Origin of the sequence: Pseudomonas palleroniana (genome assembly GCF_003031675.1) — a bacterium.
Lineage (GTDB): Bacteria > Pseudomonadota > Gammaproteobacteria > Pseudomonadales > Pseudomonadaceae > Aquipseudomonas > Aquipseudomonas palleroniana.
In genome coordinates, this window is sequence record NZ_PYWX01000053.1 from 159,630 (window position 1) to 185,424 (window position 25,795).

The following is a 25,795-nucleotide window of genomic DNA, read 5'->3' on the forward strand; positions in this document are numbered from 1 at the left end:
TGTGGGAGGGGGCTTGCTCCCGATAGCGGTGTGTCAGCTCCAGATTAGCGGGCTGGTCCACCGCCATCGGGAGCAAGCCCCCTCCCACAGTGTCGTCAGGGAGTAAACGCCATCACCGATGCAGGCGACCCTGATCCGCCTTCGAGCGCCAAGACACCTATCACCAATGTTGCACCCTTGGCCGGCAGGCGGTCGAGATGGGTCAAACACTCCAGCACAATCCCACTCCTGGCCAGCACCGCACGATTGGTCGCGAATGCAGTGCTTTGCCCCGGATCAACCCCATGGGTATCAATACCGACCCCGGCGATCCGACGCTGCTCAAGCAAAAAACCAATCGCCGCCTCGCCGATCCCCGGAAAGTGCGAGCCTTGCGCGTCCAGCCCGAAGAACGCCACCGGGTCGTGCCAAAGGTGTTGCCAGCCGGTGTATATCAAGACCACCGAGCCGGGCTCGATTGGCCCGTGCTGGCGTTCCCACTCTTCAATATCCTGCGGGCTGATTGCGTAATCGGGGTTGCCCTGGGTTTTACTGCGCACGTCCACTACCACTGCCGGCCGCACCAGGTCTTCGGGTTGATAACCGTCGATCCCCATTGCGTCGGCGTAGAAGCTGTTCGGCGCATTCATATGCGTGGCGCTGTGTTCACCCATGCTGAAACGTCGCAGGAAATAGCCATCCTTTTCCAAGGCAGCGACCTCTGCAAAAACCACCGGAGGATCGCCCGGCCATAGCGGGATACGTGGGCTGACCGGGTGGCTGAGGCTGATGACCTTGCGCTGTTTATCCAGCATTTCTGGCCTCCAACTGCCCCAACGGCACCCGACGCTCTATCGCGCTCGACAAAATGATCGAGGTCTTGCTGAACCCGAATTTTGCGATCCGGTTGATCAGGTTCTCCAACTCCGGCATCGAGCCCACGGCGGCTTGCATGATCACGCACGGGTCACCGGTCACGCGGTGACATTCGGTGAGCTCGGGAATTTCGGATAAGGCGTCATACACCTTCTGGCTGCCGTGATTGGTCAGGCGCAGCTCAATCACACACTGAATCGGCAAACCCACTTTGGACAGGTCCACCTTGGCCTGATACCCGGTGATCACGCCACTGGCCTCCAGCTTGGCCACGCGCTCAGCCACGGCGGGGGCGGAGAGGTTGACCGTGCGAGCCAGTTGCGCAAACGAGGCGCGGCCGTCTTCGAGCAAGGCACTGAGGAGCATGCGGTCGTATTTGTCCAATGATAAGGCTCCGTAATGTGCGGCTTTCGAATCTATGGTTTATATCCCTCATAACCGTGTTTTGAAAAGTGTATTGGCGTTTTAAACAGGTTTTGTAACTTATGTTTATCAACCTGCCTTTTTAGAATATGTCTTCTGTCCTCCTGCCATAGAGCCGCCCAATGCCTGGCCCACGTCGCTTTCCCTTACCGTTGATCGCCGCCTTTTTTGCGTTGTACGTGATCTGGGGGTCCACCTACCTGGTGATTCGCGTCGGCGTGGAGTACTGGCCGCCGTTGTTGCTGGCCGGGATTCGGTTTTGCACGGCCGGGGTGTTGATGTACGGCTTCCTCAGGTGGCGCGGGGTGCCGGCGCCGACCTGGGCTCAGTGGAAAGCGGCCGGGATGATTGGCATCTTGTTGCTCACCATCGGCAATGGTGGCGTGAGCATGGCTGAACATATGGGCGTGTCGTCCGGCGTGGCGGCGTTGGCCGTGGCGACCGTGCCGTTGTTCACTTTGCTCTGTGGGTATTTCTGGGGCGCACGTAATACCCGTCTGGAATGGGCCGGGGTGATCCTGGGCATTATCGGCATTGCCATGCTCAACATGGGCAGCACGTTGCAGTCGAGCCCCATGGGCGCGGTTCTGCTGTTGGTGGCGGCCGCGTCGTGGGCGTTCGGTTCGGTGTGGAGCCGGCAATTGCCGCTGCCCCAGGGCGCCATGGCCAGTGCTGCGGAGATGCTGGTCGCCGGTGTGGCGCTGCTGCTGGTCAGCGCGCTTTCCGGTGAGCGCCTGCAGGCCGTGCCGCCACTGGAAGGCTGGCTGGCGCTGGCCTACCTGACCGTGTTCGGTTCGATCATTGCCTTCAACGCCTACATGTACCTGCTCAAGCACGTGCGGCCGGCGGCGGCGACCAGCTATGCCTATGTGAACCCGGCAGTGGCCGTGTTGCTGGGGATCGTGTTCGTCGGTGAGACCATCGGCATGGAAGAAGCCTTGGCAATGCTGGTGATCATCAGCGCGGTGCTGTTGATCAGCCTGCCCCAGTGGCGAAAGCCCCGGCCGGAATAAGGTAAACTGCGCCGAATTGCGGTTTTTTTACCCGCTCATGCGCTGAATTTTCTTACGGTAGACACATGACTTTCGCCACCCTTGGCCTGATCGAACCCTTGCTGCGCGCCCTTGAGACGCTTGGCTACCAGACCCCGACGCCGGTGCAGGCGCAGGCCATTCCGGCGGTGCTGGCCGGTCGCGACCTGATGGCCGCGGCCCAGACCGGCACCGGCAAGACCGCAGGTTTCGCTGTGCCGCTCCTGCAATTGCTGACCCTGGAAGGGCCGAAAGTCGCCCCCAACTCGGCGCGCGCGCTGATCCTGTGCCCGACCCGCGAGCTGGCCGAGCAGGTTCACGCCAGTGTCGCCGAGTACGCTCAACACCTGCCGCTGACCACTTATGCGGTGTACGGCGGCGTGAGTATCAACCCACAGATGATGAAGCTGCGCAAAGGTGTCGACATTCTGGTCGCCACCCCTGGCCGCCTGATCGACCTGTTCCGCCAGAACGCGCTGAAACTCAATCAGCTGCAAACCCTGGTGCTGGATGAGGCCGACCGCATGCTCGACCTGGGCTTTTCCGAAGAACTGGCGAACATCTACCGCATGCTGCCGAAAAAGCGCCAGACCCTGCTGTTCTCCGCGACCTTCTCCGATGACATCCGCCTGCTCGCCGGGCAGATGCTCAACGACCCGCTGAGTATCGAAGTCAGCCCGCGCAACGTCGCCGCCAACACCGTCAAGCAATGGGTGGTGCCGGTGGACAAGAAGCGCAAGCCAGAGCTGTTTGTGCACCTGATGCGCAAAGGCCGCTGGAAGCAGGTACTGGTGTTCGCCAAGACCCGTAACGGCGTGGATGCGCTGGTGGATAAGTTGCAGGGCCTGGGCGTCAATGCCGATGGCATTCACGGTGACAAACCGCAGGCCACCCGCCAACGGGCGCTGGACCGCTTCAAGGCCGGCGAGGTGCAGATCCTGGTGGCCACCGATGTGGCCGCCCGTGGCCTGGATATCGAAGACTTGCCGCTGGTGGTCAACTTCGACCTGCCGATCGTCGCCGAAGATTACATCCACCGTATTGGCCGCACCGGGCGTGCGGGCAACACCGGTGAGGCGATCTCTTTGGTGTGTGCCGATGAAGTGAACATGCTGTCGGCCATCGAGATGCTGACGCGTCAGACCTTGACCCGCAAAGTCGAGCCGGATTTCGAGCCCGAGCACCGCGTGCCGGACACCGATGCCAGTGGGCAGGTGGTAAAGAAACCGAAAAAACCGAAGAAGCCCAAGGCCTCGGGCGGTGGCGGTGGCGGCAAACGTAACCTGGGCAAATGGGTGGACAGTGGCGAAGTGGCGCCGGCGGAGCCATCGATCAAACCGGTGCGCAAGGTGCCGGTGTTTAATACCGGGCCGCGTAAGAAGAAGTAATTTGCTACGTGGCTGATAGCCTCATCATAAGCAAGCCCCCACACTTTGAATCTGTTCACCGTTCAAAATGTGGGAGGGGGCTTGCCCCCGATGGCGGCATTAAAATCACCACAAATCTCAGCGTTTGAGCCACTCCAGCATCCCATGCCCCGCCGCTTTGCCGCTGGCAAAACACCCCGTCAGCAAGTACCCGCCCGTCGGTGCTTCCCAGTCCAGCATCTCTCCCGCACAGAACACGCCCGGTAACTGCTTGAGCATCAAGCGCTCATCCAACGCCTCAAACGGCACGCCGCCCGCGGTGCTGATCGCTTCATCGATTGGCCGGGTTTTAACCAGGGTCAACGGCAGCGCCTTGATAGCCACCGCCAACTGCGCCGGATCATTGAAGTGGCCTGCCGGTGTCAGCTCACGCAACAAGGCCGACTTGACCCCATCCAGGCCCAACTGGCTGTGCAAGTGCTTGCTCATCGAACGCGAGCCACGGGGCTTGGCCAAGGCGGCTTGCACCTTGTCCAGCGGCTTGCTCGGTAGCAGGTCGATATGCACGGTGGCTGAACCGTCGCGATTGATCGCTTCGCGAATCGGTGCCGACAGCGCATAGATCAAGCTGCCCTCGATGCCCGTGGCGGTGACCACACATTCCCCCAGCCGCGGCTTGTCATCCGCCAGGCCGATGGCGACGTTTTTCAGTGGTGCACCGGCGAATTTGCTGATCATCAAGTCGCTCCAGGCCGACACCTCGAAACCACAATTGCTCGGCTGCAAAGGGGCGTACGGCACGCCTTGATCTTCGAACAGCTTAAGCCAGGCTCCGTCGGAACCCAGGCGCGACCAACTGCCGCCACCGAGGGCCAACAATACGGCAGGGCTGTGGACAGTTTTTTCGCCGTCCGGGCTGTGGATAACCAGCCCGCCGTCTGCGGCCCAACCCACCCAGCGATGGCGGGTGTGGATAACCACGCCCTGGTCGCGCAAGCGCTTGAGCCAGGCGCGCAGCAGCGGCGCAGCCTTCATGTCCGTAGGAAAGACGCGGCCCGAAGTGCCGACAAAGGTCTGTATGCCCAGGCCGTGAATCCATTCGCACAACGCCTGGGCACCAAACGCGCGCAACAATGGCGCCATTTGCGGGGCGCGTTCGGCATAACGCGACAGGAACGCCGGGTACGCTTCCGAATGGGTGATGTTCATGCCGCCTACACCCGCCAGCAGGAACTTGCGCCCCACCGACGGCATGCCGTCGTAGAGGTCGACCCGCACGCCTGCCTGGCTCAAGACTTCAGCGGCCATCAGCCCGGCAGGGCCGCCGCCGATAATGATGACGTGTTGGGAAGGGGTATCGGGCATGGGGCAGGGCTACGGTCGCTTCAATAGGCCGAGCATTCTACCCGACGACAGCGCAAACGCCTGATCAAAAAACATACAGCTTCCTACAAGCCTTATGTAAAGCAGCGTTCAGACGCTTACGCTCAAGTTATCCACAGGTGGTTCCACAGGCATTGTGGGTAACGCCCAGGGTTCAATGACAACCTGATGACGCCCACACCCGCTGGGCGCTGTGATGCAAGATGCCGTGGCGGCGGGCCAGGGCGGGGCGGTCTTTGCTGTAACCGCCGCCGATCACGCCCATCACCGCAATATCACGGCCCAGGCAGTGGCGCATCACGCTTTCGTCGCGGGCGGCGACACCTGCGTCGGTCAGCTTCAGGTAACCGAGGGCGTCGTCCTTGTGCACGTCGACACCGGCGTCGTACAGCACCAGGTCCGGCTGGTAGAGCGGCAACAGGTAGTTGAGTGCGTCGTCCACCACCTTGAGGTAGTCGGCGTCCCCCATGCCCATGGGCAGCGGGATGTCCCAGTCGCTTTGGGCCTTGCGTGCCGGGAAGTTCTTTTCGCAATGCAGCGACACCGTGATCGCCTCCGGCGTGTCGTGGAGGATACGCGCGGTGCCGTCGCCCTGATGCACGTCGCAATCGAAGATCAACACGCGGTTGACCCGGCCGCTGGCCAGCAGGTAATGGCTGATCACCGCCAGGTCGTTGAAGATGCAAAAGCCCGCCGGGTAATCGTAATGGGCGTGATGGGTGCCGCCTGCCAAGTGGCAGGCCAGGCCGTGTTCCAATGCCTGCTCCGCCGCCAGTAGCGAGCCGCCGACCGCCCGCACGGTGCGCCGGGCCAGGGCTTCGCTCCAGGGCAGGCCGAGGCGCCGCTGGTCTTCACGGGACAACTCGCCGCTCATATAGCGCTCGATATATCCACGGTCATGCGCCAGGGCCAGAATCTCGGGTGGGCACAGTTGCGGGCGCAGCAACTGGCGGTCTTCGGTCAGGCCGCTGTCGACCAGGTGGTCGCGCAGCAGGCGGAATTTGTCCATGGGGAACCGGTGGTCCGCCGGGAACTCGGGGCTGTAGTCATCGTGATAGATCAATGGCAAGGGCATGGGATTTTCTGACGGGAACCTGCGACGCATCTTACCCGCGTTGTACACTCACGCACATGGCAAGGGAGGGGACCCATGGAGCCGATACTGGAATTGGAAAGCGCACGCCTGGTGCTGCGCCAATGGCGCGACAGCGACCTGCCGGAATTTGCGCGCATGTGCGCCGACCCGCAGGTGATGCGCTATTTCCCGGCTAAATTGAGCCACCTGGAAACGGCTGCGTTGATCGGGCGGATTCGCGGGCACTTTGCCGAGTACGGCTTTGGTTTTTGGGCCTTGCAGCGCAAGGACACTCGCGAGTTTATCGGCCTGACCGGGCTGCAGAATGTCAACTTCGAGGCCGACTTTACCCCGGCCGTGGAGATTGGCTGGCGCCTGGCCCGCGAACACTGGGGCCTGGGTTATGCCAGCGAGGCGGCGTGGACCGCCTTGCGTTGCGGCTTCGATCGTTTGCAGGTGGATGAGATCCTGGCCTTCACCACTGAGTCCAATCTGCCATCACAAAAAGTCATGCAGGCCATCGGTATGCATTACGATCCCCAGGCAGATTTTGAACACCCCAAGGTCGCAGCCGATGACCCGCTGCGCCATCATGTTTTGTATCGCATCACCCGCGCCCAATGGTTGGACACGCTGCACGGATAAGCAGACCGGAATGCCCCATAGATTGTAGGAGTTGCTCTATGAGCCAAGTATTGGAAGATCTGGTGGACCTGCTGACCCTGGAGCCGATCGAGGAAAACCTCTTTCGTGGCCGCAGCCAGGACCTGGGTTTTCGCCAACTGTTCGGCGGCCAGGTGCTCGGCCAGTCGCTGTCGGCGGCCAGCCAGACCGTAGAAGACGCGCGGCATGTGCATTCCCTGCATGGCTATTTCCTGCGCCCGGGCGATGCCGCATTGCCGGTGGTGTACTCGGTGGACCGCGTACGTGACGGCGGTAGTTTCAGCACGCGCCGCGTCACCGCGATCCAGAAGGGCAACCCGATCTTCACCTGCAGCGCCTCGTTCCAATATGACGAGGAAGGTTTTACGCACCAGAGCACGATGCCTGTGGTGGTCGGCCCGGAAAACCTGCCCTCCGAGCTGGAACTGACCCAGCAACGCGCCCACCTGATCCCCGAGCACATGCGCGACAAGCTGCTGTGCCCCAAGCCGATCGAAGTGCGCCCGGTGACCGAGAAAGACCCGTTCAACCCGCAGCCGTCCGACCCGGTCAAGTACGTATGGTTTCGTGCCGACGGCGCCCTGGCCGACTTGCCCGCGCTGCATAAATACCTGCTGGCCTACGCCTCGGACTTCGGTCTGCTGACCACCTCGCTGCTGCCCCACGGCAAAACCGTGTGGCAGAAAGACATGCAGGTCGCCAGCCTCGATCATGCGCTGTGGTTCCACGCGGACCTGCGTGCCGATGACTGGCTGCTTTACGCCATGGACAGCCCATGGGCGGGCAACTCCCGTGGTTTCTCCCGTGGCAGCGTGTACAACCGCGCCGGGCAGCTGGTGGCCTCGGTGACCCAGGAAGGCTTGATTCGTCATCGCAAGGATTGGGCATGAGCCTGGCGCATATCCAACATTGGGTCTTTGACATGGACGGCACCCTCACGGTGGCCGTGCATGATTTTGCGGCGATTCGCGTGGCCCTGGACATTCCGCCGGAGGACGACATCCTCACCCACCTGGCGGCGTTGCCGGCCGATGTGGCAGCAGCCAAGCATGCCTGGTTGCTGGAGCATGAGCGCGAGTTGGCGGTGGGCTCGGTTGCCGCGCCAGGCGCGGTGGAGCTGGTGCGCGAGTTGGCCGGGCGCGGTTATCGCCTGGGCATCCTGACCCGCAATGCGCGGGAGCTGGCGCATATCACCCTGGCGGCGATTGGCTTGGCGGACTGCTTTGCCGCCGAGGATGTATTAGGCCGTGATGATGCGCCGCCCAAACCAGACCCGGGCGGCTTGCTGAAGCTGGCGGCGGCCTGGGATGTTTCGCCGGGCCGGATGGTGATGGTGGGGGATTACCGCTTTGATCTGGATTGCGGCCGGGCGGCGGGAGCCCGGACGGTGTTGGTGAACTTGCCGGAGAACCCGTGGCCAGCGTTGGCGGATTGGCATGCCGCAGACTGTGTGGCATTGCGCCGTATGATCCAGGCCAGCCACTGAAAAAGCGAAGTGTGGGAGGGGGCAAGCCCTTAATGCCTGTCAGTTAAGAGATAGAGCGGACGATGGATAACCTGTGGGAGGGGGCTTGCTCCCGATAGGCCGCGCAGCGGCCTCAAAAATGGGCCTGCTACGCAGTCCATCGGGAGCAAGCCCCCTCCCACATTTTGAGTTGGTTTATTCAGTGCTTACTGGGTAAACAGCACCTTCTCGCCCTCAGGCGAGGTGAACATCTTGTCGCCGTCATGGCCCACGCCCGGTACTTCCACCAGCTTATGGCTCAGTTGCGGATGGCGCGTCTTGAGGTCGTCAAAGTAGTTGTGCCCACGAACCAGCCGGTACGCGCCCTGGGTTTCGGCTTCGCAGCTTTTATCCAGGGCCGGGTGGTTCGGGTCGGTGTCCTGCTGGCCCAGCAGGTAGGTGATGTCGCGTGACACGTAAGCCTGCTCAAGCTGCTCGGCGCCCTGGCCTGTTGCGTAGGCGGGCAGGTGCTGCATGCCGTACTTCCATTCGTTGAAGCTTGGGCAACTGGCCACATCGAACTTCACTGGGCGCTGCGGGCTGAAATAGGCGTACGACGAGGGGTTCGCCACCACGTAACGCAGGCTGATGCCTTCGGTTTGCAGCAGCGGGTGATCGTGGCCGGTGAGGGCAAAACGCTGCACCACTTGGCCGCCGCCGGAGTGGCCGGCGACCACGATTTCTTTCAGCGCCGGGAACAATTTACGGTTACCCAGGTGCTTGATGACCTGGTCCAGTGCACCGTAGGAGCTGAGTTGGCCGGGGCCGGTCGACAGTTCGCCGGCCATCCAGTCATTGCCGTGCCAGCGCAGCACCTGCTTATCCAGATGATTGCGTTGCACGTCCAGCTCGTTGAGAAACTGCGGTGCGATCACCAGGGTATGGCTGGCAACGCCTGCGTGTGCGGCGGCATCTTCGCCACTTTTGAGATAGGTCTGCGCATTGCGCAAGCGACCGTGCACGATGATCAGTGCACGGGTGACATCAGGCAGTGGCTGGCGCCAGTCCTGGCTCAGGCCCAGGCTCAGGTCACCCGCCTGCAGATGGAAACGCTCGGGGCTGACCACTTTGACGCCGTGCGCTTGCTCGGCGGCCCAGGTGTTGGCGGAACAGCTGATCATCAAGCCCAGCAGTAGACCCAGTCGTTGGTTCATTTAGAGGCTCTTGGCGGCAAAGGTATCGCATTGAGTGATCTGCCCCTCGGTAAAGCCGGTCTTGAACCAGCGCACGCGCTGTGCCGAGGTGCCGTGGGTAAACGAGTCCGGCACGACGCGCCCTTGACCCTGTTGCTGCAAGCGGTCATCGCCAATGGCGTTGGCGGCATTCAGTGCGGCTTCAATGTCGCCGGGCTCCAGCCAGTTCAGACGTTTTTGCGCACGGTTGGCCCACACCCCGGCGAAGCAGTCGGCCTGCAGCTCCTGGCGTACCAGCAAACCGCCGTCACCTTGCATTTGCCGGCCTTGCTGGCGCGCGGCCTGGATCTTGGACGAGATGCCCAGCAGTGTCTGCACGTGGTGCCCGACTTCGTGGGCGATCACATACGCCTGGGCGAACTCGCCGGCGGCCTGGAAACGTTGCGACATTTCCCGGAAGAAATCCAGGTCCAGATAGACTTGCTGGTCGGCCGGGCAGTAGAACGGGCCGCTGGCCGAGGTGGCGCTACCGCAGGCTGAGTTGACCCGGCCACGGAACAGAATCAGCTTGGGATTCTTGTAGACCAGGCCATTTTCCTTGAACACCTGGCCCCAGGTGTCCTCGGTGTCGCCCAGCACGGCGCGCACGAAGTCAGCCTGTTGGTCGTTGGCCGGCGGTGCCTGGCGGGTTTGCGTGCTCACCGAAGGCGCTTGCTCCATCTGGCCGGTCAACTGGCCGAGGATCTGCAGCGGGTCCTGGCCGGTCAGCCAGCCTATGCCGACGATCAGCACAATCGCCGTGAGGCTCAGGCCCTTGCCGCCACCAAAGCGCATGCCTCCACCACCGCCGCCACTGTCATCGCGGGCATCCACCACGTTGTCGCTGCGTCGGCCTTTTTTCCATAGCATGGGGGCAATCCTCTCGGTAAACGGTCTTACATTAATTGGGAAAGAGTATGGCCGTTAATCGCGGCAATAACCTTCGCCGGTATCGACAATCAAGCAGTCCTTTTTATCCGCCAGCCATTTCAGGCCGGTGGCCTCGCCGTCGCCGGCGCTCAATTGCTGCGGGCCGTCGGGGCGGGTAAAGGTAATGCCGTCTTCGTTGGCTTCCCCTTTGAAGGTGCCGGCGTCGTCGTTATCCAGGCCGTATTTCATGGTCAGCAGGTAGTGGCCACGGCCGATGCTGTCGTCCTTGGCGATGGTCAGGCTCAAGCCTTCGACGCCGATCCACTTGCCAACCCATTTATCGGTCGGCGGGGTTGCCGGTACCAGCGTGGCCTGTACCGAGGCGGGAGCGGGTTTGGGCGCGGGCGTTGGCTCTTTATTGCAGGCGGTGAGCAGGGCAAGGGCAGGCAGAACAAAGAGTATTTTTTTCATAGCGACATGGCCTTGATCAAAAAGTGTGCAGCCCTTGGGCAAACGTGCTGCGTTGGACTCGAATACCGTGATTTAGTGCGCTGTTCGCACGGTGTTTGGTTATGCTCTTGGGGCAGACTCCGACCCGACTGCTAGATTACCGGGTTGAGTGCTGCCGTGTTCAGTGCTCAGCGTTCAGCCCGCCATGCAAGAGAATTCAATGACCGTCAGCACCCCCCTTTCCGGCGTCAACCGTCCCTTCAAAGGCATTTTGCTGATTGTGGTGGCGACCTTTCTGTTTTCCAGCCACGACGCCTTGTCCAAATACCTGGCCGGGTTCTATCCGATCGTGATGGTGGTGTGGGCGCGTTACCTGGTGCACACCCTGTTGATGGCCGGGATCTTCCTGCCGCAATCGGGCTTGCGGGTATTGCGCAGTAAACGCCCGGGCATGCAGGTGGTGCGCGCTTTGTGCCTGTTGGGCACCAGCCTGTTTTTCACCACGGCGCTGCATTACATCCCGTTGGCGGAAGCCACGGCGGTGAACTTCCTCGCGCCGATCCTGGTGACGGCGCTGTCCGTGCCGCTGCTCGGCGAGCATGTCACGCGTGGCCAGTGGCTGGCGGTGATCTGCGGGTTTGTCGGGGTGCTGGTGATCATCCATCCGGGGGGCGAGTTGTTTACCCCGGCGGTGTTGCTGCCGCTGTGTTCGGCGCTGTTTTTCTGCTTCTATCAACTGCTCACGCGCATCCTCAGCCAATACGACACACCGACCACCAGCAACTTCTTCGCCGGCCTGTGCAATACCCTAGTGATGAGTGCCATGGTGCCGTTCTTCTGGCAAATCCCCACGTTATGGCACGCGGTGTTGATGCTGGCGTTGGGGACGTGCGGGATGACGGCGCACCTGCTGTTGACCCAGGCGTTCCGCTTCGCGGCGCCGGCCTTGCTGGCGCCGTTCGGCTATTGCCAGATCGTGTTCGCAGGGTTGTTGGGCTGGCTGGTGTTCAATCACACCCCGGACCTGACCACGGTGGTCGGGATCGGGGTGATCTGCATGAGCGGGTTGGCCGCTGCCTGGCAGCAACGGCGCAGATAGCTCGGGGGGATAGCTCGTGGGGTAGCTCAGACGTCTACGGTAGGAATTCTGCGCGGTGCCATGAAGTACATCCAGGTCAGGGCAATGAAGTACATCGCCGGGATCAGGGTGAACAGCACCGTGTAGTTGTTGTTCGTGACCGTGAGGATATGCCCGACGATCTGGGTCATGAACATGCCGCCGATCGCCGCGCACATGCCACCGAAACCGAACACCGTGCTCATCATGTGCTTGGGCGTGTAGTCCATCACCAGGCTCCAGATATTGGCGGTCCAGGCCTGGTGCGCGCCGATGGCCAGGGAAATGGCAAACACTGCGACCCACAGCTGGCTGGAACCGGCGGCCATGATCACTCCGATGATGCAGCAGGCAAACAGCAGCATCGACAGCAACCGCGCCTTGATCGGGTTCATCCCGCGGCCGATCAGGAACGACGACAGAATGCCCCCGCCCACACTGCCGAAGTCGGCGGTCAGGTAAATGATGATCAGCGGAATGCCCATCTGGGTCACGTTGATGCCCAGGTTGTATTGCTGGTTCAGGAACGGCGGCAGCCAGTACAGGTAGAACCAGAACACTGGTGCGGTCATTGCGTAGGCAAGGGCGAAGGCCCAGGTACCACGCATGCGCAGGATGCGGCTGAACGGGACGCGAGGTTGTTCCGGTTCGAGTTCCTGCTGTACGTAGTCCAGTTCGGATTGTTTAACGGTGGGGTGGTCTTCCGGGTTGTAGTACTTCAGGCCCCAGCACACCAGCCAGATCCCGCCGAGTGCCGACATGCACAGGAACGCCGCCTGCCAGCCCCACACGTGCAGGATCAACGGCAGCAGCATCGGCGTCACCATCGCACCGACGTTGGTGCCGGCGTTGAAGATGCCGGTGGCGACTGCGCGCTCACCCGCCGGGAACCACAGGCGCGTGGTCTTGACGCAGGCCGGGTAGTTGGCGGCTTCGGTGATGCCGAGGATAAAACGGCAGACCATAAAGCCGAGCGCCGAGGTGGCCAGGCCGTGGGCGCCGGTGGCCAGGCTCCACAGCAAGACCGCGCAGAAGAACACGCGCTTGACGCCGATGCGGTCGATCAGCCGGCCTTGCAGTACAAAACCGATGGCATAACCCACCTGGAACCAGAAGTTGATGTTGGCGTAGTCCATCGCCGTCCAGCTCATTTCCTTGGCCAGGATCGGTTGCATCACGCCCAGGGCGGCGCGGTCGATGTAGTTCAGTGTGGTGGCGAAGAACACCAGGGCCAGCATGCCCCAGCGGGTTTTACCCACGGCCAGGGCGCCGCGGATCTTGTCGCCGATGCCGGCGTGCGGGTTGCCCGGGCGCGCGGCCAGGACGGAGTTTTGCGAAGGCATGAGGTGGTACCCGTTTTTGAAATTGTTATGGTGTGTGCTGGGCTTCTTTTTCGGGTGTAGCTGCGAGAACGATGGTGCGTAGTGGCTAAAAAATCGTCAATTCGCCAAAGGGGCTTAGTGTTCGATAATCGCACCAAAAACTAACCGGTTCGTACATTTTAATTGCTGCGTGTAGGCTGGGGGCGAATAATTTGCCACAAACAACAATTGCCGGGAGTCGCCCCATGCAACGTTCCATTGCCACCGTTTCCTTGAGCGGTACTCTGCCGGAAAAGCTTGAAGCCATTGCCGCCGCCGGGTTTGACGGGGTCGAGATCTTCGAGAATGACTTGTTGTATTACGACGGCAGCCCGCGGGAAGTCAGGCAAATGTGTGCCGACCTGGGCATTGCCATCACCTTGTTCCAGCCCTTTCGCGACTTCGAAGGCTGCCGCCGCGACCGCCTGGCGCGCAACCTTGAACGGGCCGAGCGCAAGTTCGACTTGATGCAGGAACTGGGCACCGACCTGGTGCTGGTGTGCAGTAATGCTTCGGCCGATTGCGTGGGCGATGAACGCATTTTGCTCGACGACTTGAGCCTGCTGGCCGAACACGCCGGGCGCCGTGGACTGCGCATTGGTTATGAAGCGCTGGCCTGGGGCAAGCATGTCAACACCTGGCAGCAAGTGTGGAACCTGGTGCGCCAGGTCGATCACCCCAGCCTCGGCGTGCTGCTCGACAGCTTCCACACCTTGTCGCTCAAGGGCGACCCGAGCGCGATCGCGCAGATCCCCGGCGACAAGATCTTCTTTGTGCAAATGGCTGACGCGCCGATCCTGGCCATGGACGTGCTGGAGTGGAGCCGGCACTTCCGTTGCTTCCCCGGGCAGGGCGAATTCGACCTGGCGGGGTTCCTCGCACCGATCATCCAGAGCGGCTACACCGGGCCGTTATCCCTGGAGATCTTCAACGATGGTTTCCGCGCGGCACCCACCCGGGCGAATGCGGCAGACGGCTTGCGCTCGCTGCTGTACCTGGAAGAGAAAACCCGTGAACGCCTCCAGCAGCAAGCGCCTGCCCAGCCCGTCGATATCCTGTTCGATACCCCGCCCGCCAGCGAATACGGTGGCATCGAGTTCCTGGAGTTCGCCGTGGATGAAAACCTCGGGGCCAGGCTCACTCAATGGCTGGAGCGCCTGGGCTTCGTCAAGGCCGGGCAGCACCGTTCCAAGAGTGTGAGCCTGTTGCGCCAGGGGGATATCAACCTGATCCTCAACTGTGAGCCGTATTCCTTCGCGCACAATTTTTTCGAGGCCCATGGGCCATCGTTGTGTGCCACGGCGATTCGGGTCAAGGACAGTGCCAAGGCGATGGCACGGGCAGTGGCCTACAAAGGCCAGCCGTATCGCGGATTGGTGGGGCCCAACGAGCTGGAACTGGGCGCGGTTCGCGCACCGGATGGCAGCCTGATTTACCTGGTGGACCCAAGCGAAGGCGACTTGTACGACACTGATTTCAACCTGCAGCCGGCAGCGCTTTCCAGCGGCGGCCTGCTGCGCATTGACCATATGGCGATGGCCTTGCCGGCCGACAGCCTCGACAGTTGGGTGCTGTTTTACAAGAGCCTGCTGGATTTCGAGGCCGATGACGAAGTGGTGTTGCCCGACCCTTACGGCCTGGTGAAAAGCCGTGCACTGCGTAGCCGTTGCAGCTCGATCCGTCTGCCGTTGAATATTTCTGAGAACCGCAACACCGCCATTTCCCATGCACTATCGAGCTATCGAGGCTCGGGGGTGCACCACATTGCGTTCGACTGCGCGGATATTTTCGCCGAGGTGAGCCGGGCGAAGGCGGCAGGTGTGCCGTTGCTGGATATCCCGCTCAACTACTATGACGACCTGGCGGCGCGGTTTGATTTCGACGATGAGTTCCTCAGCGAGTTGGCGTATTACAACGTGCTGTACGACCGCGACGCCCAGGGCGGTGAGTTGTTTCATGTGTACACCGAGGCCTTCGAAGGGCGGTTTTTCTTCGAGATTATCCAGCGCAAGAACGGTTACGCCGGCTATGGCGCGGCCAACGTGGCGGTCCGTCTGGCGGCGATGGCCAAATCCCGTAGCGGCGCGGCGCGGCAGGCGCGTTTATAACGGCGGGTCAGGTGCTTCCTTCGGCGGGCGGCGCGGCCCATAATCACCGCCTGCATAACACTGGCCGTGAGCGCACCATGACCTCCGAAGCACCGCGCAAGAGTCGTAAGAACAATCCGGAAAAAACCCGCGAAAACATCCTTCAGGAAGCCATCGCCGAGTTCGTTCAACAGGGCCTGTCCGGCGCTCGCGTGGATGCGATCGCCGAGCGCATCCACACCTCCAAACGCATGATCTATTACTACTTCGGCAGTAAGGAACAGCTCTACGTCGAAGTACTGGAGAAGCTCTACGGCGACATCCGTAATACCGAAACCCGTATGAACCTCACCGCGCTGGAGCCCCGTGAAGCGATCCGGCGCCTGGTGGAGTTCACCTTTGATCACCACGACCAGAACGTGGATTTCGTGCGTATCGTCAGCATCGAGAATATCCACAACGCCGAATACGTGAAGCGTTCGGATGCGATCAAGGCGATGAACAGCAACATCCTTGAAGCGTTGGGCGCCACTTTGCGTCGGGGGGCCGAGATGGGGCTGTTCCGCGAGGGGCTGGAGCCGTTGGACGTGCACCTGCTGATCAACTCTTTCAGCTTTTACCGGGTGTCCAACCGCCATACGTTCAGTGAGATTTTTCAGATCGAGCTGTCGGACGAGGCGATCAAGCAGCGCCACCGCGAGATGATTTGTGATTCGGTGATGCGTTACTTGCAGGCCTAAGGCTGAAACAGGACCCATGTGGGAGGGGGCTTGCTCCCGATAGCGTTGTGCCAGTCAGCAGTTTTTCGACTGACTTGCCGCTATCGGGAGCAAGCCCCCTCCCACAGGTTAACCATCGTCCGCTCTATCGCTTAACTGACTGGCATTAGGGCAAGCCGCTCCCACATTGGGATTTTTTTGCCAGTCAGGTATTCATGCTCTGGAAGTGCGCCAGCATGCGGTCGGCGTCTGGCGCCTTGCCACTGAACAACTCAAACGCCTTCACCGCCTGAAACACCGCCATGTTGCCGCCATCCAGGGTGCGGCAACCCAAGGCGCGGGCGTCGCGCAGCAGTTCGGTTTCCAGGGGGAAGTACACAATTTCCGCGACCCATAACTCAGCCCGCAACAGCGCGGGCGGCACTGGCGTGCCCGGCAGTTTAGCCATGCCCATCGGTGTGGTGTTGACCAACCCATCGGCTTCGGCCATGGCACTTTCCAGGTGGCTGCCGACCTGGGCACGCCCGCTGCCGAAACGCTGTGCAAGGTTATCGACAAGGTCGCGGGCGCGGCTGATCTCCACGTCAAAAATACTCAAGTGTTGTACGCCTTCGGCCAACAGTGCGTGGGCCACGGCCGCTCCCGCACCGCCGGCGCCCATCTGAACCACGCGTTGGCGCGCGACATCATTGAAGTTGCGCCGAAACCCTTCGGCAAACCCCAGGCAGTCGGTGTTGTGGCCGATTCGCTTGCCGGCCTTGAATACCACGGTGTTGACCGCGCCGATGCCTCGGGCTTCGTCGGAGAGTTCATCGAGCAACGGCAGAATCGCCTGCTTGCACGGGTAGGTAATGTTCAGCCCGGTGAAGTGCATCAACTCGGCGGCGCGCAGCAGGTCGGGCAGGGCGTTGATGTCCAGGTGCAGCGGTGCAAGATCAATCAGGCGATACAGGTAACGCAGGCCTTGGGCGTCGCCTTCCTGCTCATGCAGCGCCGGGGTGCGGGAGGCCTGGATGCCCGAGCCGATCAGGCCGGCGAGGATGCGCGGTTTCATCGGGTCGATCCTTTTAGCAACTGGCTGAAGTGGCTCAGGGCCAAGTGGTAGCCGTGGCTACCGAAGCCGGCCAGCACTGCGGTGGCGACCGGCGATACAAAGGAGTGATGCCGAAACGCCTCACGCGCATGCACATTGGATAAGTGCACTTCGATCACTGGCACTTCACTGGCCACCAGTGCGTCGCGAATCGCGACCGAGGTGTGGGTCCAGGCGGCCGGGTTGATCACGATCCCGGCGCAACGGGCGCGGGCGCCATGGATCCAGTCGAGCAGTTCGCCTTCGTGGTTGGTTTGGCGAAACTCCAGTTTCAACCCCAGTTGTTCAGCGCTGCGGCCACACAGGGCGGCGATGTCGGCCAGGGTTTCATGGCCGTAGGTGGCGGGCTCACGGGTGCCGAGCAGATTGAGATTGGGGCCGTTGAGCACCAGGATGAGGGGCGGCATGGGGTGTCTCCACAATTATTGTTCGTTGTGGAGGTAAAATGTACTGAATGGTTAATTTGGTCAATCGACGGCAGTGTGCCCGAGTTGGCATGTGTTCGATTATCGAACCATTAATCCAGGGTAGTCGCTGCAGAAGGTGCGCCGCCCGAATACGGGCGGCGCACGGGTCAGCGTCGGGTCAACAACACGCCGGATTCCATGTGGTGCGTCCACGGGAACTGGTCAAACATTGCACAGCGGGTAATGCGGTGCGTGTCATGCAGTTGCGCAATGTTCGCGGCCAGGGTCTCCGGGTTGCAGGAGATGTACAGGATGTTGTCGAAGCGCCGGGTCAGCTCGCAGGTGTCCGGGTCCATGCCGGCGCGGGGCGGGTCGACGAACACGCTGCCGAATTCATAGCTCTTCAGGTCGATGCCTTGCAGGCGGCGGAACGGACGCACTTCATTGAGCGCCTCGGTGAGTTCTTCGGCAGACAGGCGCACCAGAGTGACGTTATCCACCGCGTTTTCATCGAGGTTGGCCAGCGCTGCGTTCACGGAGGTTTTGCTGATCTCGGTGGCCAGCACCTTACGCACGCGGGTGGCCAGCGGCAGGGTGAAGTTGCCGTTGCCGCAGTACAGTTCCAGCAAGTCATCCGGGCGATCGCCCAAGGCTTCATACGCCCAATTGAGCATCTTCTGGTTCACCGTGCCGTTGGGCTGGGTGAACGCGCCTTCGGGTTGGCGATAGCTGAAGGTACGGCCGCCGACTTCGAGTTTTTCCACCACGTAGTCATGGCCGATCACATCGCGCTTGCCCTTGGAGCGGCCGATGATGCTGACATTCAAGTCGGCGGCCAGCTGTTTGGCGGCGGTGTGCCAATGCTCATCCAGTGGGCGGTGATAGCACAGGGTGATCATCGCGTCGCCAGCCAGTGTGGTGAGGAACTCCACCTGGAACAGCTTGTGGCTCAGGGCGGCGCTGGCTTGCCAGGCGGCCTTGAGTTGCGGCATCAACTGGTTGATGCGGTGGCTGGCGATGGGGAACTCTTCGATCAGGATCGGCGTGCGCTTGTCGTCCTGGGAGAACATCGCGTAGTGGCGTTCACCACCTTCGCGCCACAGGCGGAACTCCGCCCGCAGGCGGAAGTTCTGCAGCGGCGAATCGAAGACCTGTGGCTCGGGTGCGTCGAACGGTGCCAGCAGGTCACGCAAGCGCGTGACCTTGTCTTGCAGTTGAGCGGTGTAGCGTGCGGCGTCAAAAGTCATGCGTTGAACCAGCCCAGCTTGATCACGAACAGAATCGACAGGATCACCAGTGCCGGGTTCAGCTCACGGTAGCGGCCCGAAAGCAGCTTGATGGCGGTCCAGGCGATGAAACCGAAGGCGATGCCGTTGGCGATGGAGTAAGTGAAAGGCATCGCCAGGGCGGTGATCACCACCGGTGCTGCCACGGTAATGTCATCCCAGTCGATTTCCGCCAGGCCCGACGTCATCAACACGGCCACGAACAGCAGCGCCGGTGCGGTGGCGAAGGCCGGCACGCTGGCGGCCAGCGGCGAGAAGAACAGCGCCAGCAGGAACAGGATCGCCACCACGATGGCGGTCAAGCCGGTACGGCCACCGGCGCTTACGCCTGCGGCGGACTCGATGTAGCTGGTGGTGGTCGAGGTGCCCAGCAGGGAACCGGCCATGGCGGCGGTGCTGTCGGCGATCAGCGCACGGCCCATTTTCGGCATGTGGCCATCCTTGCCCATCAGCCCGGCGCGCTTGGCGACGCCGATCAGGGTGCCGGAGTTGTCGAACAGGTCGACGAACAGGAACGCGAAGATCACGCTGACCAGGCCGATATCCAACGCGCCTTTGATATCCAGTTGCAGGAACGTCGGGGCCAGCGAGGGTGGCATCGAGGTCACGCCGCCGAACGGGGTGAAGCCCATGACGATGGAGACGATGGTCACCGCCAGGATGCCGATCAGCACCGCGCCGCGCACGGCCAGGGCTTCCAGCGCCACGATCAGCGCGAAACCGAGGGTGGCGAGGATCGGCGCCGGTTGTTTCAGGTCGCCCAGGCCGACCATGGTGGCCGGGTTGCTGACCACGATACCGGCGTTATGCAGGGCGATCAGCGCCAGGAACAGGCCGATACCGGCGGCAATCGCCGAGCGCAGCGGCAGCGGGATGCTGTTGATGATCCACTCACGGATACGGAAGATCGACAGCAGGAAGAACAGTACCGCCGAAATGAAAACCGCACCCAGGGCAACCTGCCAGGTGTGGCCCATGTGCAGCACCACGGTGTAGGTAAAGAAGGCGTTGAGGCCCATGCCCGGTGCCAGGGCGATCGGGTAGTTGGCGATCAGGCCCATTACCGTCGAACCGATGGCGGCCGCCAGGCAGGTCGCGACGAACACGGCGCCCTTGTCCATGCCGGTTTCGCCGAGGATGCTCGGGTTCACGAACAGGATGTAGGCCATCGCCAGGAACGTGGTGATACCCGCGAGAATCTCGGTGCGCACGTTGGTGTTGTGTGCTTTGAGTTGAAACAGCTTTTCCAGCATGCCGGCTCCCTGTGACGCTATCTTGCGTCGTTATTTGTTGACCTCTAAGTCAAAGCACAAACTGCGCCAAGCGCCTGTGGTTTCAGAGAGGATCGGAAAAAGCGGCGCATCATACCAGCAGCCGAGGCCGTGTGGCGCACGGGGTTGGCTTGGCGATGCATGGCTGTGGATCATGGCCTTGAGGCATACTGCGCCGACGTTCAAGGCAGGGTCGTTAACAGCATGAAAAAAGCCAACGCGTGGAGTCTAGCTCTGATCGCCAGTCTCAGCCTGTGGTGGGGTGCGGCACCAGCGTGGGGCGCAGCTGCACCGCCCTTGAGCGAGGTGCGGGTGTTCAAGGTCGAGTCGGCGCGTTGCAGCGAGAAAGTCGCGGAAGGCGCCCAGAGTACCCAGATGTGCGAGCACCGTGGCCCGACCCAGGTTTCGGTGATGGAAGTCGGACTGGGTAACAGCCCCATGGGCCGCTTCAATGGCGCCGAGTTGGACGGGCGGCGCACGCCGGTGTGCCAGGTCGGCAATATCAGCGAGGCGTGCAATGGCGTGGGCACGCTGATGGGCTACATCTATGTGTTTGACTTGAATGTCGAAGCCCAGGGGTGGTTCGAGTTCAGCAATACGTCGATCAACGGCCCGCAAAATACCTTGAAGGTGATGCTCAATATCCGCTGATCAATCCTCTTGAACGCTCATAACCACGGGTAGTCGTACCCCAGAGACGGCGACTTTCCCGAACGCCGCGAACGGACTTCAACCCGTGAGGTGTTTATGAGCGCAATCCCCAATGACGCGGCGGCCCGACCGTTCGTCAGCCACCCGATACACCTGACCCTGAACGGCCAGCAGCGCCAGCTGAACGTGTTGCCCTGGACCACCTTGCTCGACCTGCTGCGCGAACAACTCGACCTGGTCGGCAGCAAAAAGGGCTGCGACCACGGCCAATGTGGTGCCTGCACGGTATTGCGTGACGGCAAACGCGTGAATGCCTGCCTGACCCTGGCGGTGATGTGCGACGGTGCCGAGTTGACCACCATCGAGGGCTTGGCTGACGGCGACGAGCTGCATCCGATGCAGCAGGCGTTTATCAAGCATGACGCGTTCCAGTGTGGCTATTGCACGCCTGGGCAGATTTGTTCTGCCGTTGGCCTGGCCAATGAGGGGCGGGCCCAGGACCCCGCGCAGATCCAGGAACTGATGAGCGGCAATCTGTGCCGCTGTGGTGCCTACAGCAACATCCGCGATGCAATTGAAGCGGTCGTGCTGGGAGACAAACCATGAACCCTTTCCAGTACAGCAAGCCGACCGACGTACATGAAGCGGTGCGGCTGAGTAGCGCCGCCTCGCGCTTTATTGCCGGCGGCACCAATTTGCTGGACCTGATGAAAGAGAACATCAGCCGGCCCGAACACTTGATCGATATCACCGGCCTGCCGCTGCATGGCGTTGAACCTACGGCCAGTGGTGGCGTGATGATCGGCGCCCTGGTCAGCAACGCCGACCTGGCCTGGCACCCGTTGATCGAAGCCCGTTACCCTTTGCTGTCCCAGGCGATCCTCGCCGGTGCGTCACCGCAGTTGCGCAACATGGCCAGTACTGGCGGCAACCTGTTGCAGCGCACCCGTTGCTATTACTTCTATGACACCGGCGTGCCCTGCAACAAGCGCGAGCCGGGCAGTGGCTGCCCGGCGCGAACCGGCTTGAACCGCATTCATGCCATTCTCGGTGCCAGCGAGCAGTGCGTGGCAACCCACCCCTCGGACATGTGTGTCGCCCTGGCCGCCCTGGAGGCACGGGTGCATGTGGAGGGGCGTGGCGGTTCGCGTGTGATTGAGTTTGCCGATTTCCATCGCTTGCCGGGCGACACGCCGCAGCGCGACAACCTGTTGGCCGATGATGAACTGATCACGGCCATTGAGTTACCGGCCGACCGTCTGGCGGGCCACAGTCATTATTTGAAAGTGCGCGACCGTGCGTCATACGCGTTTGCCCTGGTGTCGGTTGCCGCCGCGTTGGAGCTGGACGGTGACACCATCGTCGACGCCCGCCTGGCCCTTGGCGGCGTGGCGCACAAACCCTGGCGGGACCGAGCGGTGGAAACCGCGCTGATCGGCCGTACGGTCAGCCGCGAAACCTTCAGCAGTGCCGCTGACGCCTTGTTGCAGGATGCCGAGCCGCTGGAACACAACGTCTTCAAGATCAAGCTGGCGCGTCGGGCGATTATCCGCGCCCTGAGCGATGCCGCTGTCGCAGGAGAACGCCCATGACCGCTATCGGAAAACCCCTGGACCGCGTCGATGGTCTGCTCAAGGTGACGGGCCAGGCACGTTATGCCGGTGAGTTTGCCGGTCAGGACCTGCTCCACGGCAGCGTGGTGTCCAGTACTATCGCCAAGGGGCGAGTGGTCAGGATCGATGCGTCCAGAGCCCTGGCATTGCCCGGCGTGGTCATGGTGCTCGATCACCTCAACCGGCCGAAACTCGCCAGTTACGACGACGCGTTTGCCGATGACGATGCCGCGGACGGTTCGCCGTTTCGCCCGTTGTACAACGACCGCGTGCTCTATAGCGGCCAGCCATTGGCCCTGGTGATCGCCGATAACCTGGAGCTGGCGCGGCATGCCGGTTCGCTGGTGCATATCGAGTACGAGCGCGAAGCTTTCGAGACCGACTTGCTGGCGATGCAGGAGCAGGCCCACGCTTCCCCGCAAACGCCGCCCAAGCCGCGTGGCAACTTTCAGGCGCAGTGGAGCGCCGCCGCCGTCAGCCTGGATCTGCACTACAGCACGCCCATCGAGCATCACAACCCTATGGAGCCGCATGCCAGTACGGTGCTGTATCAGCCGGATGGCACCCTGCATATCCATGACAAAACCCAAGGGCCACAGAACTGCCAGGCCTATGTGCAAAAGGTGTTCGGTCTGGATAAAAGCCAGGTGCGCATCTTTGCCGCTTTCGTTGGCGGGGCGTTCGGCTCGGGCTTGCGTCCGCAGTATCAATTGCCGCTGGCGGTGATGGCGTCGCTGGCGCTCAAGCGTTCGGTACGGGTCACCCTGACGCGTCAACAGATGTTCACGTTCGGCTACCGCCCGCGCACCTTGCAGCGCCTGCAAATGGGCGCCGCAGCCAACGGGCAACTGCTGGCACTTGGGCATACCGCAATCGGCCAGACTTCGCGTTTCGAGGACTTCAGTGAGCACGTGGTGGAATGGAGCGGCATGCTCTACCACTGCGACAACGTGCAACTGACCTACAAACTTGTGCCGCTCGATGTATTCACCCCGCTGGATATGCGTGCGCCTGGCGCTGCCCTGGGGGTGATCGGCCTGGAGTGCGCCATGGACGAACTGGCGTGTGCCTTGGGCATGGACCCGGTGCAACTGCGCCTGATCAATTACGCCGAGCGTAACCAGAACGAAGACAAACCTTGGTCGAGTAAAGCGCTGCGTGAGTGCTACCGCGAAGGCGCCGAACGTTTCGGCTGGCAGCGGCGCAACCCGGAGCCGCGCAGCATGCGAGAGGGCCGGCAATTGATCGGCTGGGGCATGGCCGGCGGTGTGTGGGAGGCCATGCAGATGAAGGCCAGCGCCAAGGCGCGGATCGACGCGCAGGGCAAGCTGACGGTGAGCAGCGCCACCACGGATATCGGCACCGGAACTTATACCGTGATGACCCAGATCGCGGCGCAGGCCAGTGGGGTGGCGGTCAAGGACGTGGCGTTTCTATTGGGGGATTCATCGTTGCCTACGGCGCCGCTGCAAGGGGGCTCGTTCACCGTCTCTTCCGTCGGGACCGCCGTTCAGCAAGCGTGCGAAGCGTTGAACGCCAAGTTGCTGAAAGTCGCCCGGCAGACTTACCCGGTTTTTAAAGGGGCTGAAGCGGTGCGCTTCGAAGACGGCCAACTGCACTGCGGGGATGTCAGTGTTTCGCTGGCGCAGTTGGTCAAGGACAGCGGTGAAGAGGCGTTGGAAGTCCAGGTCGACAGCGAGCCCGACAAAAAGCGCGAAGGCTACGCCACCGCCACCCATTCAGCGGTGTTCGTGGAGGTGCGGGTGGACGAAGACCTCGGCACTGTGCACGTCAGCCGGGTGGTCAGCGCCGTTGCGGCCGGGCGTGTGGTCAACCCCAAGATGGCCCGCAGCCAGATTCTCGGTGGGGTGGTGTGGGGCATCGGCATGGCGCTGCACGAAGAAACCCAGGTCGACCATCAGCTGGGTCGTTACATGAATCACAGCCTGGCCGAGTACCACATTCCGGTAAACGCCGATATCGGTGACATTGACGTGCTGTTCGTCGAAGAACACGACGAGATCGTCAATGCCCTGGGTTCCAAGGGGGTCGGTGAAATCGGCATTGTCGGGGTGGCGGCAGCCGTCGCGAATGCGGTCTACCACGCCACCGGCAAGCGGGTCAGGGACTTCCCGATCACCCTGGATAAGGTGCTTTAAACCTTGGCCTCTTCGACCGGAACATGCATCCGGTCGCGGTTGGCCAGGGTCGGGAACAGCTTGATCCACACCCCGGTGACCAGCAATGTCCCGACCCCGCCCATGACCACGGCGGGCACGGTGCCGAACCAATGGGCGGTGATCCCGGACTCGAACTCGCCCAGTTGATTGGACGCGCCGATGAACAGGCCGTTGACCGCACTGACGCGCCCGCGCATTTCATCCGGGGTTTCCAGTTGTACGAACGAGGCGCGGATCACCATGCTGATCATGTCCGCCGCGCCCAACACCACCAGCACCCCCAGGGAGAACCAGAACGAGGTCGACAGGCCGAAGGCGATAGTCGCCACGCCGAATACGCCTACGGCGGTGAACATCACGCGTCCCACGTGCCGGTCCACGGCAAACCGCGCCAGCCACAACGACATCAACAACGCACCCACCGCCGGTGCCGAGCGCAGCAGGCCCAGGCCCCAGGCACCGGTCAGCAGGATGTCCTTGGCGAACACCGGCAGCAACGCGGTGGCGCCGCCCAGCAGCACGGCGAACAGGTCCAGGGAAATGGCGCCGAGGATGTCCGGGCGGCTGCGGATGAAACGGATGCCGGCCAGCAGCGAATCCAGGGTGGCCTTGCCTTTATTGAGTGGGGTCTGGCGGGCGGGCAGGTTGAGAGTCAGTGTGCAGGCAATCAGGTAAAGCACCACGGTAGGCCCGTAGACCCACACGCTGCCGAATGCATACAGCAAACCGCCGAGCGCCGGCGCGACGATGGTCGCCAGTTGCTGGGCCGACTGGGAGGACGCCACCGCCCTCGGGAACAATGCGCTGGGCACGATGCTTGGCAGCAGCGCCTGGGTGGTGGGCATTTCAAAGGAGCGCGCGGCGCCCAACAGGAACGCGAGGATGAAGATCATCTCGCGGGTCACGTGGCCGGTCAGGCCGCCGATGGCCAGGCTCAGGGCAATCAACGCCTGCACGGTCTGGCAGATGGCGGCCACCTTGCGGCGCTCGTAACGGTCGGCCACATGCCCGGTATGCAGCATGAACAGTACGCGTGGCACAAATTCGACCAGACCCACCAAGCCCAGGTCCAGCACGTTGCCGGTCAATTGGTAGAGGTTCCAGCCAATCGCCACGGTGAGCATCTGGAAGCCGCTGGCGGTAAAGATCCGCGCCAGCCAGAACGCGATGAAAGGGCGGTGATGGCGCAGCAGCAACAGGGGTTCGCTTGGCATCGG

25 protein-coding genes are annotated in these 25,795 nt (G+C 62.0%); 12 read left to right on the plus strand and 13 right to left on the minus strand.

Annotation, left to right across the window (positions count from 1 at the left end; all coding sequences use genetic code 11):
• Nucleotides 1-95: 95 nt before the first annotated feature.
• On the minus strand, nucleotides 96-794 hold the full coding sequence (locus C9383_RS18780; protein WP_090365683.1) for a cyclase family protein: 699 nt from the start codon (nucleotides 792-794) through the stop codon (nucleotides 96-98).
• Nucleotides 784-1,239 carry an Lrp/AsnC family transcriptional regulator gene (locus tag C9383_RS18785; protein WP_090365685.1) on the minus strand — a complete coding sequence of 152 codons (456 nt, stop codon included), beginning with the start codon at nucleotides 1,237-1,239 and terminating at the stop codon, nucleotides 784-786. The genes C9383_RS18780 and C9383_RS18785 overlap by 11 nt, the downstream gene beginning before the upstream one ends.
• 161 nt (nucleotides 1,240-1,400) lie before the next feature.
• Here C9383_RS18785 and yedA point away from each other — a divergent pair, with 161 nt between their 5' ends.
• Nucleotides 1,401-2,291 (plus strand): drug/metabolite exporter YedA, encoded by an 891-nt coding sequence (gene yedA / locus C9383_RS18790; RefSeq protein WP_090365686.1) that lies wholly within the window; start codon nucleotides 1,401-1,403, stop codon nucleotides 2,289-2,291.
• Between the two features lie 65 nt (nucleotides 2,292-2,356).
• Nucleotides 2,357-3,697, plus strand: coding sequence for an RNA helicase RhlE1 (gene rhlE1 / locus C9383_RS18795; RefSeq protein ID WP_090365688.1), 1,341 nt, complete (start codon nucleotides 2,357-2,359; stop codon nucleotides 3,695-3,697).
• 117 nt (nucleotides 3,698-3,814) lie between these two features.
• Here the strand turns inward: rhlE1 and C9383_RS18800 are convergent, their stop codons facing one another.
• Both C9383_RS18800 and C9383_RS18805 read right to left on the minus strand, forming a co-directional pair.
• Entirely contained in the window at nucleotides 3,815-5,041 is a 1,227-nt protein-coding gene (locus C9383_RS18800) for a TIGR03862 family flavoprotein (protein WP_090365690.1), read from the minus strand.
• 172 nt (nucleotides 5,042-5,213) lie between these two features.
• The gene (locus C9383_RS18805) at nucleotides 5,214-6,134 is read right to left on the minus strand and encodes a histone deacetylase family protein (protein ID WP_060752338.1); all 921 of its coding nucleotides are present in this window, start codon (nucleotides 6,132-6,134) and stop codon (nucleotides 5,214-5,216) included.
• Nucleotides 6,135-6,209: 75 nt separating this feature from the next.
• Here C9383_RS18805 and C9383_RS18810 point away from each other — a divergent pair, with 75 nt between their 5' ends.
• From C9383_RS18810 to C9383_RS18820, 3 genes are read left to right on the plus strand one after another with little or no spacing between them, the layout of a single operon-like run.
• Nucleotides 6,210-6,779, plus strand: coding sequence for a GNAT family N-acetyltransferase (locus C9383_RS18810; protein ID WP_060752337.1), 570 nt, complete (start codon nucleotides 6,210-6,212; stop codon nucleotides 6,777-6,779).
• A gap of 38 nt (nucleotides 6,780-6,817) precedes the next feature.
• A complete protein-coding gene (gene tesB, locus C9383_RS18815; protein WP_060752336.1) occupies nucleotides 6,818-7,687 on the plus strand; it encodes an acyl-CoA thioesterase II in 870 nt (289 codons plus the stop codon).
• On the plus strand, nucleotides 7,684-8,283 hold the full coding sequence (locus C9383_RS18820; RefSeq protein WP_090365691.1) for an HAD family hydrolase: 600 nt from the start codon (nucleotides 7,684-7,686) through the stop codon (nucleotides 8,281-8,283). Before tesB ends, C9383_RS18820 begins: the two co-directional genes overlap by 4 nt.
• Nucleotides 8,284-8,468: 185 nt before the next feature.
• Here C9383_RS18820 and C9383_RS18825 read toward each other — a convergent pair whose 3' ends face one another.
• Genes C9383_RS18825 through C9383_RS18835 form a run of 3 tightly spaced genes read right to left on the minus strand, consistent with a single transcriptional unit; the run spans nucleotide 8,469 to nucleotide 10,814 of the window.
• The gene (locus C9383_RS18825) at nucleotides 8,469-9,455 is read right to left on the minus strand and encodes a hypothetical protein (protein ID WP_090365693.1); all 987 of its coding nucleotides are present in this window, start codon (nucleotides 9,453-9,455) and stop codon (nucleotides 8,469-8,471) included.
• Complete coding sequence (gene ypfJ / locus C9383_RS18830; RefSeq protein WP_060752333.1) at nucleotides 9,456-10,343, minus strand: KPN_02809 family neutral zinc metallopeptidase; 888 nt, start codon at nucleotides 10,341-10,343, stop codon at nucleotides 9,456-9,458.
• Nucleotides 10,344-10,397: 54 nt separating this feature from the next.
• The gene (locus C9383_RS18835; RefSeq protein WP_060752332.1) at nucleotides 10,398-10,814 is read right to left on the minus strand and encodes a membrane lipoprotein lipid attachment site-containing protein; all 417 of its coding nucleotides are present in this window, start codon (nucleotides 10,812-10,814) and stop codon (nucleotides 10,398-10,400) included.
• Between the two features lie 199 nt (nucleotides 10,815-11,013).
• On the opposite strand from C9383_RS18835, the gene C9383_RS18840 reads away from it, so the two are divergent.
• Entirely contained in the window at nucleotides 11,014-11,892 is an 879-nt protein-coding gene (locus C9383_RS18840; RefSeq protein ID WP_090365694.1) for a DMT family transporter, read from the plus strand.
• A gap of 26 nt (nucleotides 11,893-11,918) precedes the next feature.
• Here C9383_RS18840 and C9383_RS18845 read toward each other — a convergent pair whose 3' ends face one another.
• On the minus strand, nucleotides 11,919-13,253 hold the full coding sequence (locus tag C9383_RS18845) for an MFS transporter (protein ID WP_090365696.1): 1,335 nt from the start codon (nucleotides 13,251-13,253) through the stop codon (nucleotides 11,919-11,921).
• Nucleotides 13,254-13,477: 224 nt separating this feature from the next.
• Between C9383_RS18845 and quiC the strand changes: the two genes are divergently transcribed.
• Together quiC and C9383_RS18855 are read left to right on the plus strand one after the other, a co-directional pair.
• On the plus strand, nucleotides 13,478-15,379 hold the full coding sequence (gene quiC, locus C9383_RS18850; RefSeq protein ID WP_060752329.1) for a 3-dehydroshikimate dehydratase QuiC: 1,902 nt from the start codon (nucleotides 13,478-13,480) through the stop codon (nucleotides 15,377-15,379).
• 77 nt (nucleotides 15,380-15,456) lie between these two features.
• Entirely contained in the window at nucleotides 15,457-16,098 is a 642-nt protein-coding gene (locus C9383_RS18855) for a TetR/AcrR family transcriptional regulator (protein ID WP_090365697.1), read from the plus strand.
• Nucleotides 16,099-16,282: 184 nt separating this feature from the next.
• Here C9383_RS18855 and C9383_RS18860 read toward each other — a convergent pair whose 3' ends face one another.
• From C9383_RS18860 to C9383_RS18875, 4 genes are all read right to left on the minus strand, one after another.
• Nucleotides 16,283-17,131 (minus strand): shikimate dehydrogenase, encoded by an 849-nt coding sequence (locus C9383_RS18860; protein WP_090365699.1) that lies wholly within the window; start codon nucleotides 17,129-17,131, stop codon nucleotides 16,283-16,285.
• Nucleotides 17,128-17,577, minus strand: coding sequence for a type II 3-dehydroquinate dehydratase (gene aroQ, locus C9383_RS18865; protein WP_060752326.1), 450 nt, complete (start codon nucleotides 17,575-17,577; stop codon nucleotides 17,128-17,130). Before aroQ ends, C9383_RS18860 begins: the two co-directional genes overlap by 4 nt.
• A gap of 167 nt (nucleotides 17,578-17,744) precedes the next feature.
• Nucleotides 17,745-18,824 (minus strand): tRNA (uridine(54)-C5)-methyltransferase TrmA, encoded by a 1,080-nt coding sequence (trmA, locus tag C9383_RS18870; RefSeq protein WP_090365700.1) that lies wholly within the window; start codon nucleotides 18,822-18,824, stop codon nucleotides 17,745-17,747.
• Nucleotides 18,821-20,116 (minus strand): NCS2 family permease, encoded by a 1,296-nt coding sequence (locus C9383_RS18875; RefSeq protein ID WP_034100857.1) that lies wholly within the window; start codon nucleotides 20,114-20,116, stop codon nucleotides 18,821-18,823. The genes trmA and C9383_RS18875 overlap by 4 nt, the downstream gene beginning before the upstream one ends.
• Nucleotides 20,117-20,338: 222 nt before the next feature.
• Here C9383_RS18875 and C9383_RS18880 point away from each other — a divergent pair, with 222 nt between their 5' ends.
• From C9383_RS18880 to C9383_RS18895, 4 genes are all read left to right on the plus strand, one after another.
• Nucleotides 20,339-20,785: a DUF4879 domain-containing protein gene (locus C9383_RS18880; protein WP_090365702.1), complete on the plus strand. Its 447-nt coding sequence runs from the start codon at nucleotides 20,339-20,341 to the stop codon at nucleotides 20,783-20,785.
• Nucleotides 20,786-20,881: 96 nt separating this feature from the next.
• Nucleotides 20,882-21,391: a (2Fe-2S)-binding protein gene (locus tag C9383_RS18885; RefSeq protein ID WP_090365703.1), complete on the plus strand. Its 510-nt coding sequence runs from the start codon at nucleotides 20,882-20,884 to the stop codon at nucleotides 21,389-21,391.
• Nucleotides 21,388-22,377 (plus strand): FAD binding domain-containing protein, encoded by a 990-nt coding sequence (locus C9383_RS18890; RefSeq protein ID WP_090365705.1) that lies wholly within the window; start codon nucleotides 21,388-21,390, stop codon nucleotides 22,375-22,377. The genes C9383_RS18885 and C9383_RS18890 overlap by 4 nt, the downstream gene beginning before the upstream one ends.
• Nucleotides 22,374-24,557: a xanthine dehydrogenase family protein molybdopterin-binding subunit gene (locus C9383_RS18895; RefSeq protein ID WP_090365706.1), complete on the plus strand. Its 2,184-nt coding sequence runs from the start codon at nucleotides 22,374-22,376 to the stop codon at nucleotides 24,555-24,557. Before C9383_RS18890 ends, C9383_RS18895 begins: the two co-directional genes overlap by 4 nt.
• Here C9383_RS18895 and C9383_RS18900 read toward each other — a convergent pair.
• Nucleotides 24,554-25,792, minus strand: a complete 1,239-nt coding sequence (locus C9383_RS18900; protein ID WP_090365708.1) for an MFS transporter — start codon at nucleotides 25,790-25,792, stop codon at nucleotides 24,554-24,556. The two genes, C9383_RS18895 and C9383_RS18900, sit on opposite strands and share 4 nt — an antisense overlap.
• Between the last annotated feature and the right edge of the window lie 3 nt (nucleotides 25,793-25,795).

What these genes read in the sequence shown, in the direction of transcription:
- C9383_RS18895 (WP_090365706.1), top strand. Translation starts at nt 22,374, where the DNA reads ATGACCGCTATCGGAAAACCCCTGGACCGCGTCGATGGTCTGCTCAAG.
- yedA (WP_090365686.1), top strand. Translation starts at nt 1,401, where the DNA reads ATGCCTGGCCCACGTCGCTTTCCCTTACCGTTGATCGCCGCCTTTTTT.
- quiC (WP_060752329.1), top strand. Translation starts at nt 13,478, where the DNA reads ATGCAACGTTCCATTGCCACCGTTTCCTTGAGCGGTACTCTGCCGGAA.
- C9383_RS18835 (WP_060752332.1), bottom strand. Translation starts at nt 10,814, where the DNA reads ATGAAAAAAATACTCTTTGTTCTGCCTGCCCTTGCCCTGCTCACCGCC.
- C9383_RS18860 (WP_090365699.1), bottom strand. Translation starts at nt 17,131, where the DNA reads ATGAAACCGCGCATCCTCGCCGGCCTGATCGGCTCGGGCATCCAGGCC.
- ypfJ (WP_060752333.1), bottom strand. Translation starts at nt 10,343, where the DNA reads ATGCTATGGAAAAAAGGCCGACGCAGCGACAACGTGGTGGATGCCCGC.
- C9383_RS18880 (WP_090365702.1), top strand. Translation starts at nt 20,339, where the DNA reads ATGAAAAAAGCCAACGCGTGGAGTCTAGCTCTGATCGCCAGTCTCAGC.
- C9383_RS18890 (WP_090365705.1), top strand. Translation starts at nt 21,388, where the DNA reads ATGAACCCTTTCCAGTACAGCAAGCCGACCGACGTACATGAAGCGGTG.
- C9383_RS18845 (WP_090365696.1), bottom strand. Translation starts at nt 13,253, where the DNA reads ATGCCTTCGCAAAACTCCGTCCTGGCCGCGCGCCCGGGCAACCCGCAC.
- C9383_RS18840 (WP_090365694.1), top strand. Translation starts at nt 11,014, where the DNA reads ATGACCGTCAGCACCCCCCTTTCCGGCGTCAACCGTCCCTTCAAAGGC.
- C9383_RS18820 (WP_090365691.1), top strand. Translation starts at nt 7,684, where the DNA reads ATGAGCCTGGCGCATATCCAACATTGGGTCTTTGACATGGACGGCACC.
- rhlE1 (WP_090365688.1), top strand. Translation starts at nt 2,357, where the DNA reads ATGACTTTCGCCACCCTTGGCCTGATCGAACCCTTGCTGCGCGCCCTT.
- C9383_RS18900 (WP_090365708.1), bottom strand. Translation starts at nt 25,792, where the DNA reads ATGCCAAGCGAACCCCTGTTGCTGCTGCGCCATCACCGCCCTTTCATC.
- C9383_RS18810 (WP_060752337.1), top strand. Translation starts at nt 6,210, where the DNA reads ATGGAGCCGATACTGGAATTGGAAAGCGCACGCCTGGTGCTGCGCCAA.
- C9383_RS18855 (WP_090365697.1), top strand. Translation starts at nt 15,457, where the DNA reads ATGACCTCCGAAGCACCGCGCAAGAGTCGTAAGAACAATCCGGAAAAA.
- C9383_RS18825 (WP_090365693.1), bottom strand. Translation starts at nt 9,455, where the DNA reads ATGAACCAACGACTGGGTCTACTGCTGGGCTTGATGATCAGCTGTTCC.
- tesB (WP_060752336.1), top strand. Translation starts at nt 6,818, where the DNA reads ATGAGCCAAGTATTGGAAGATCTGGTGGACCTGCTGACCCTGGAGCCG.
- C9383_RS18885 (WP_090365703.1), top strand. Translation starts at nt 20,882, where the DNA reads ATGAGCGCAATCCCCAATGACGCGGCGGCCCGACCGTTCGTCAGCCAC.
- aroQ (WP_060752326.1), bottom strand. Translation starts at nt 17,577, where the DNA reads ATGCCGCCCCTCATCCTGGTGCTCAACGGCCCCAATCTCAATCTGCTC.
- C9383_RS18805 (WP_060752338.1), bottom strand. Translation starts at nt 6,134, where the DNA reads ATGCCCTTGCCATTGATCTATCACGATGACTACAGCCCCGAGTTCCCG.
- trmA (WP_090365700.1), bottom strand. Translation starts at nt 18,824, where the DNA reads ATGACTTTTGACGCCGCACGCTACACCGCTCAACTGCAAGACAAGGTC.
- C9383_RS18875 (WP_034100857.1), bottom strand. Translation starts at nt 20,116, where the DNA reads ATGCTGGAAAAGCTGTTTCAACTCAAAGCACACAACACCAACGTGCGC.
- C9383_RS18800 (WP_090365690.1), bottom strand. Translation starts at nt 5,041, where the DNA reads ATGCCCGATACCCCTTCCCAACACGTCATCATTATCGGCGGCGGCCCT.
- C9383_RS18780 (WP_090365683.1), bottom strand. Translation starts at nt 794, where the DNA reads ATGCTGGATAAACAGCGCAAGGTCATCAGCCTCAGCCACCCGGTCAGC.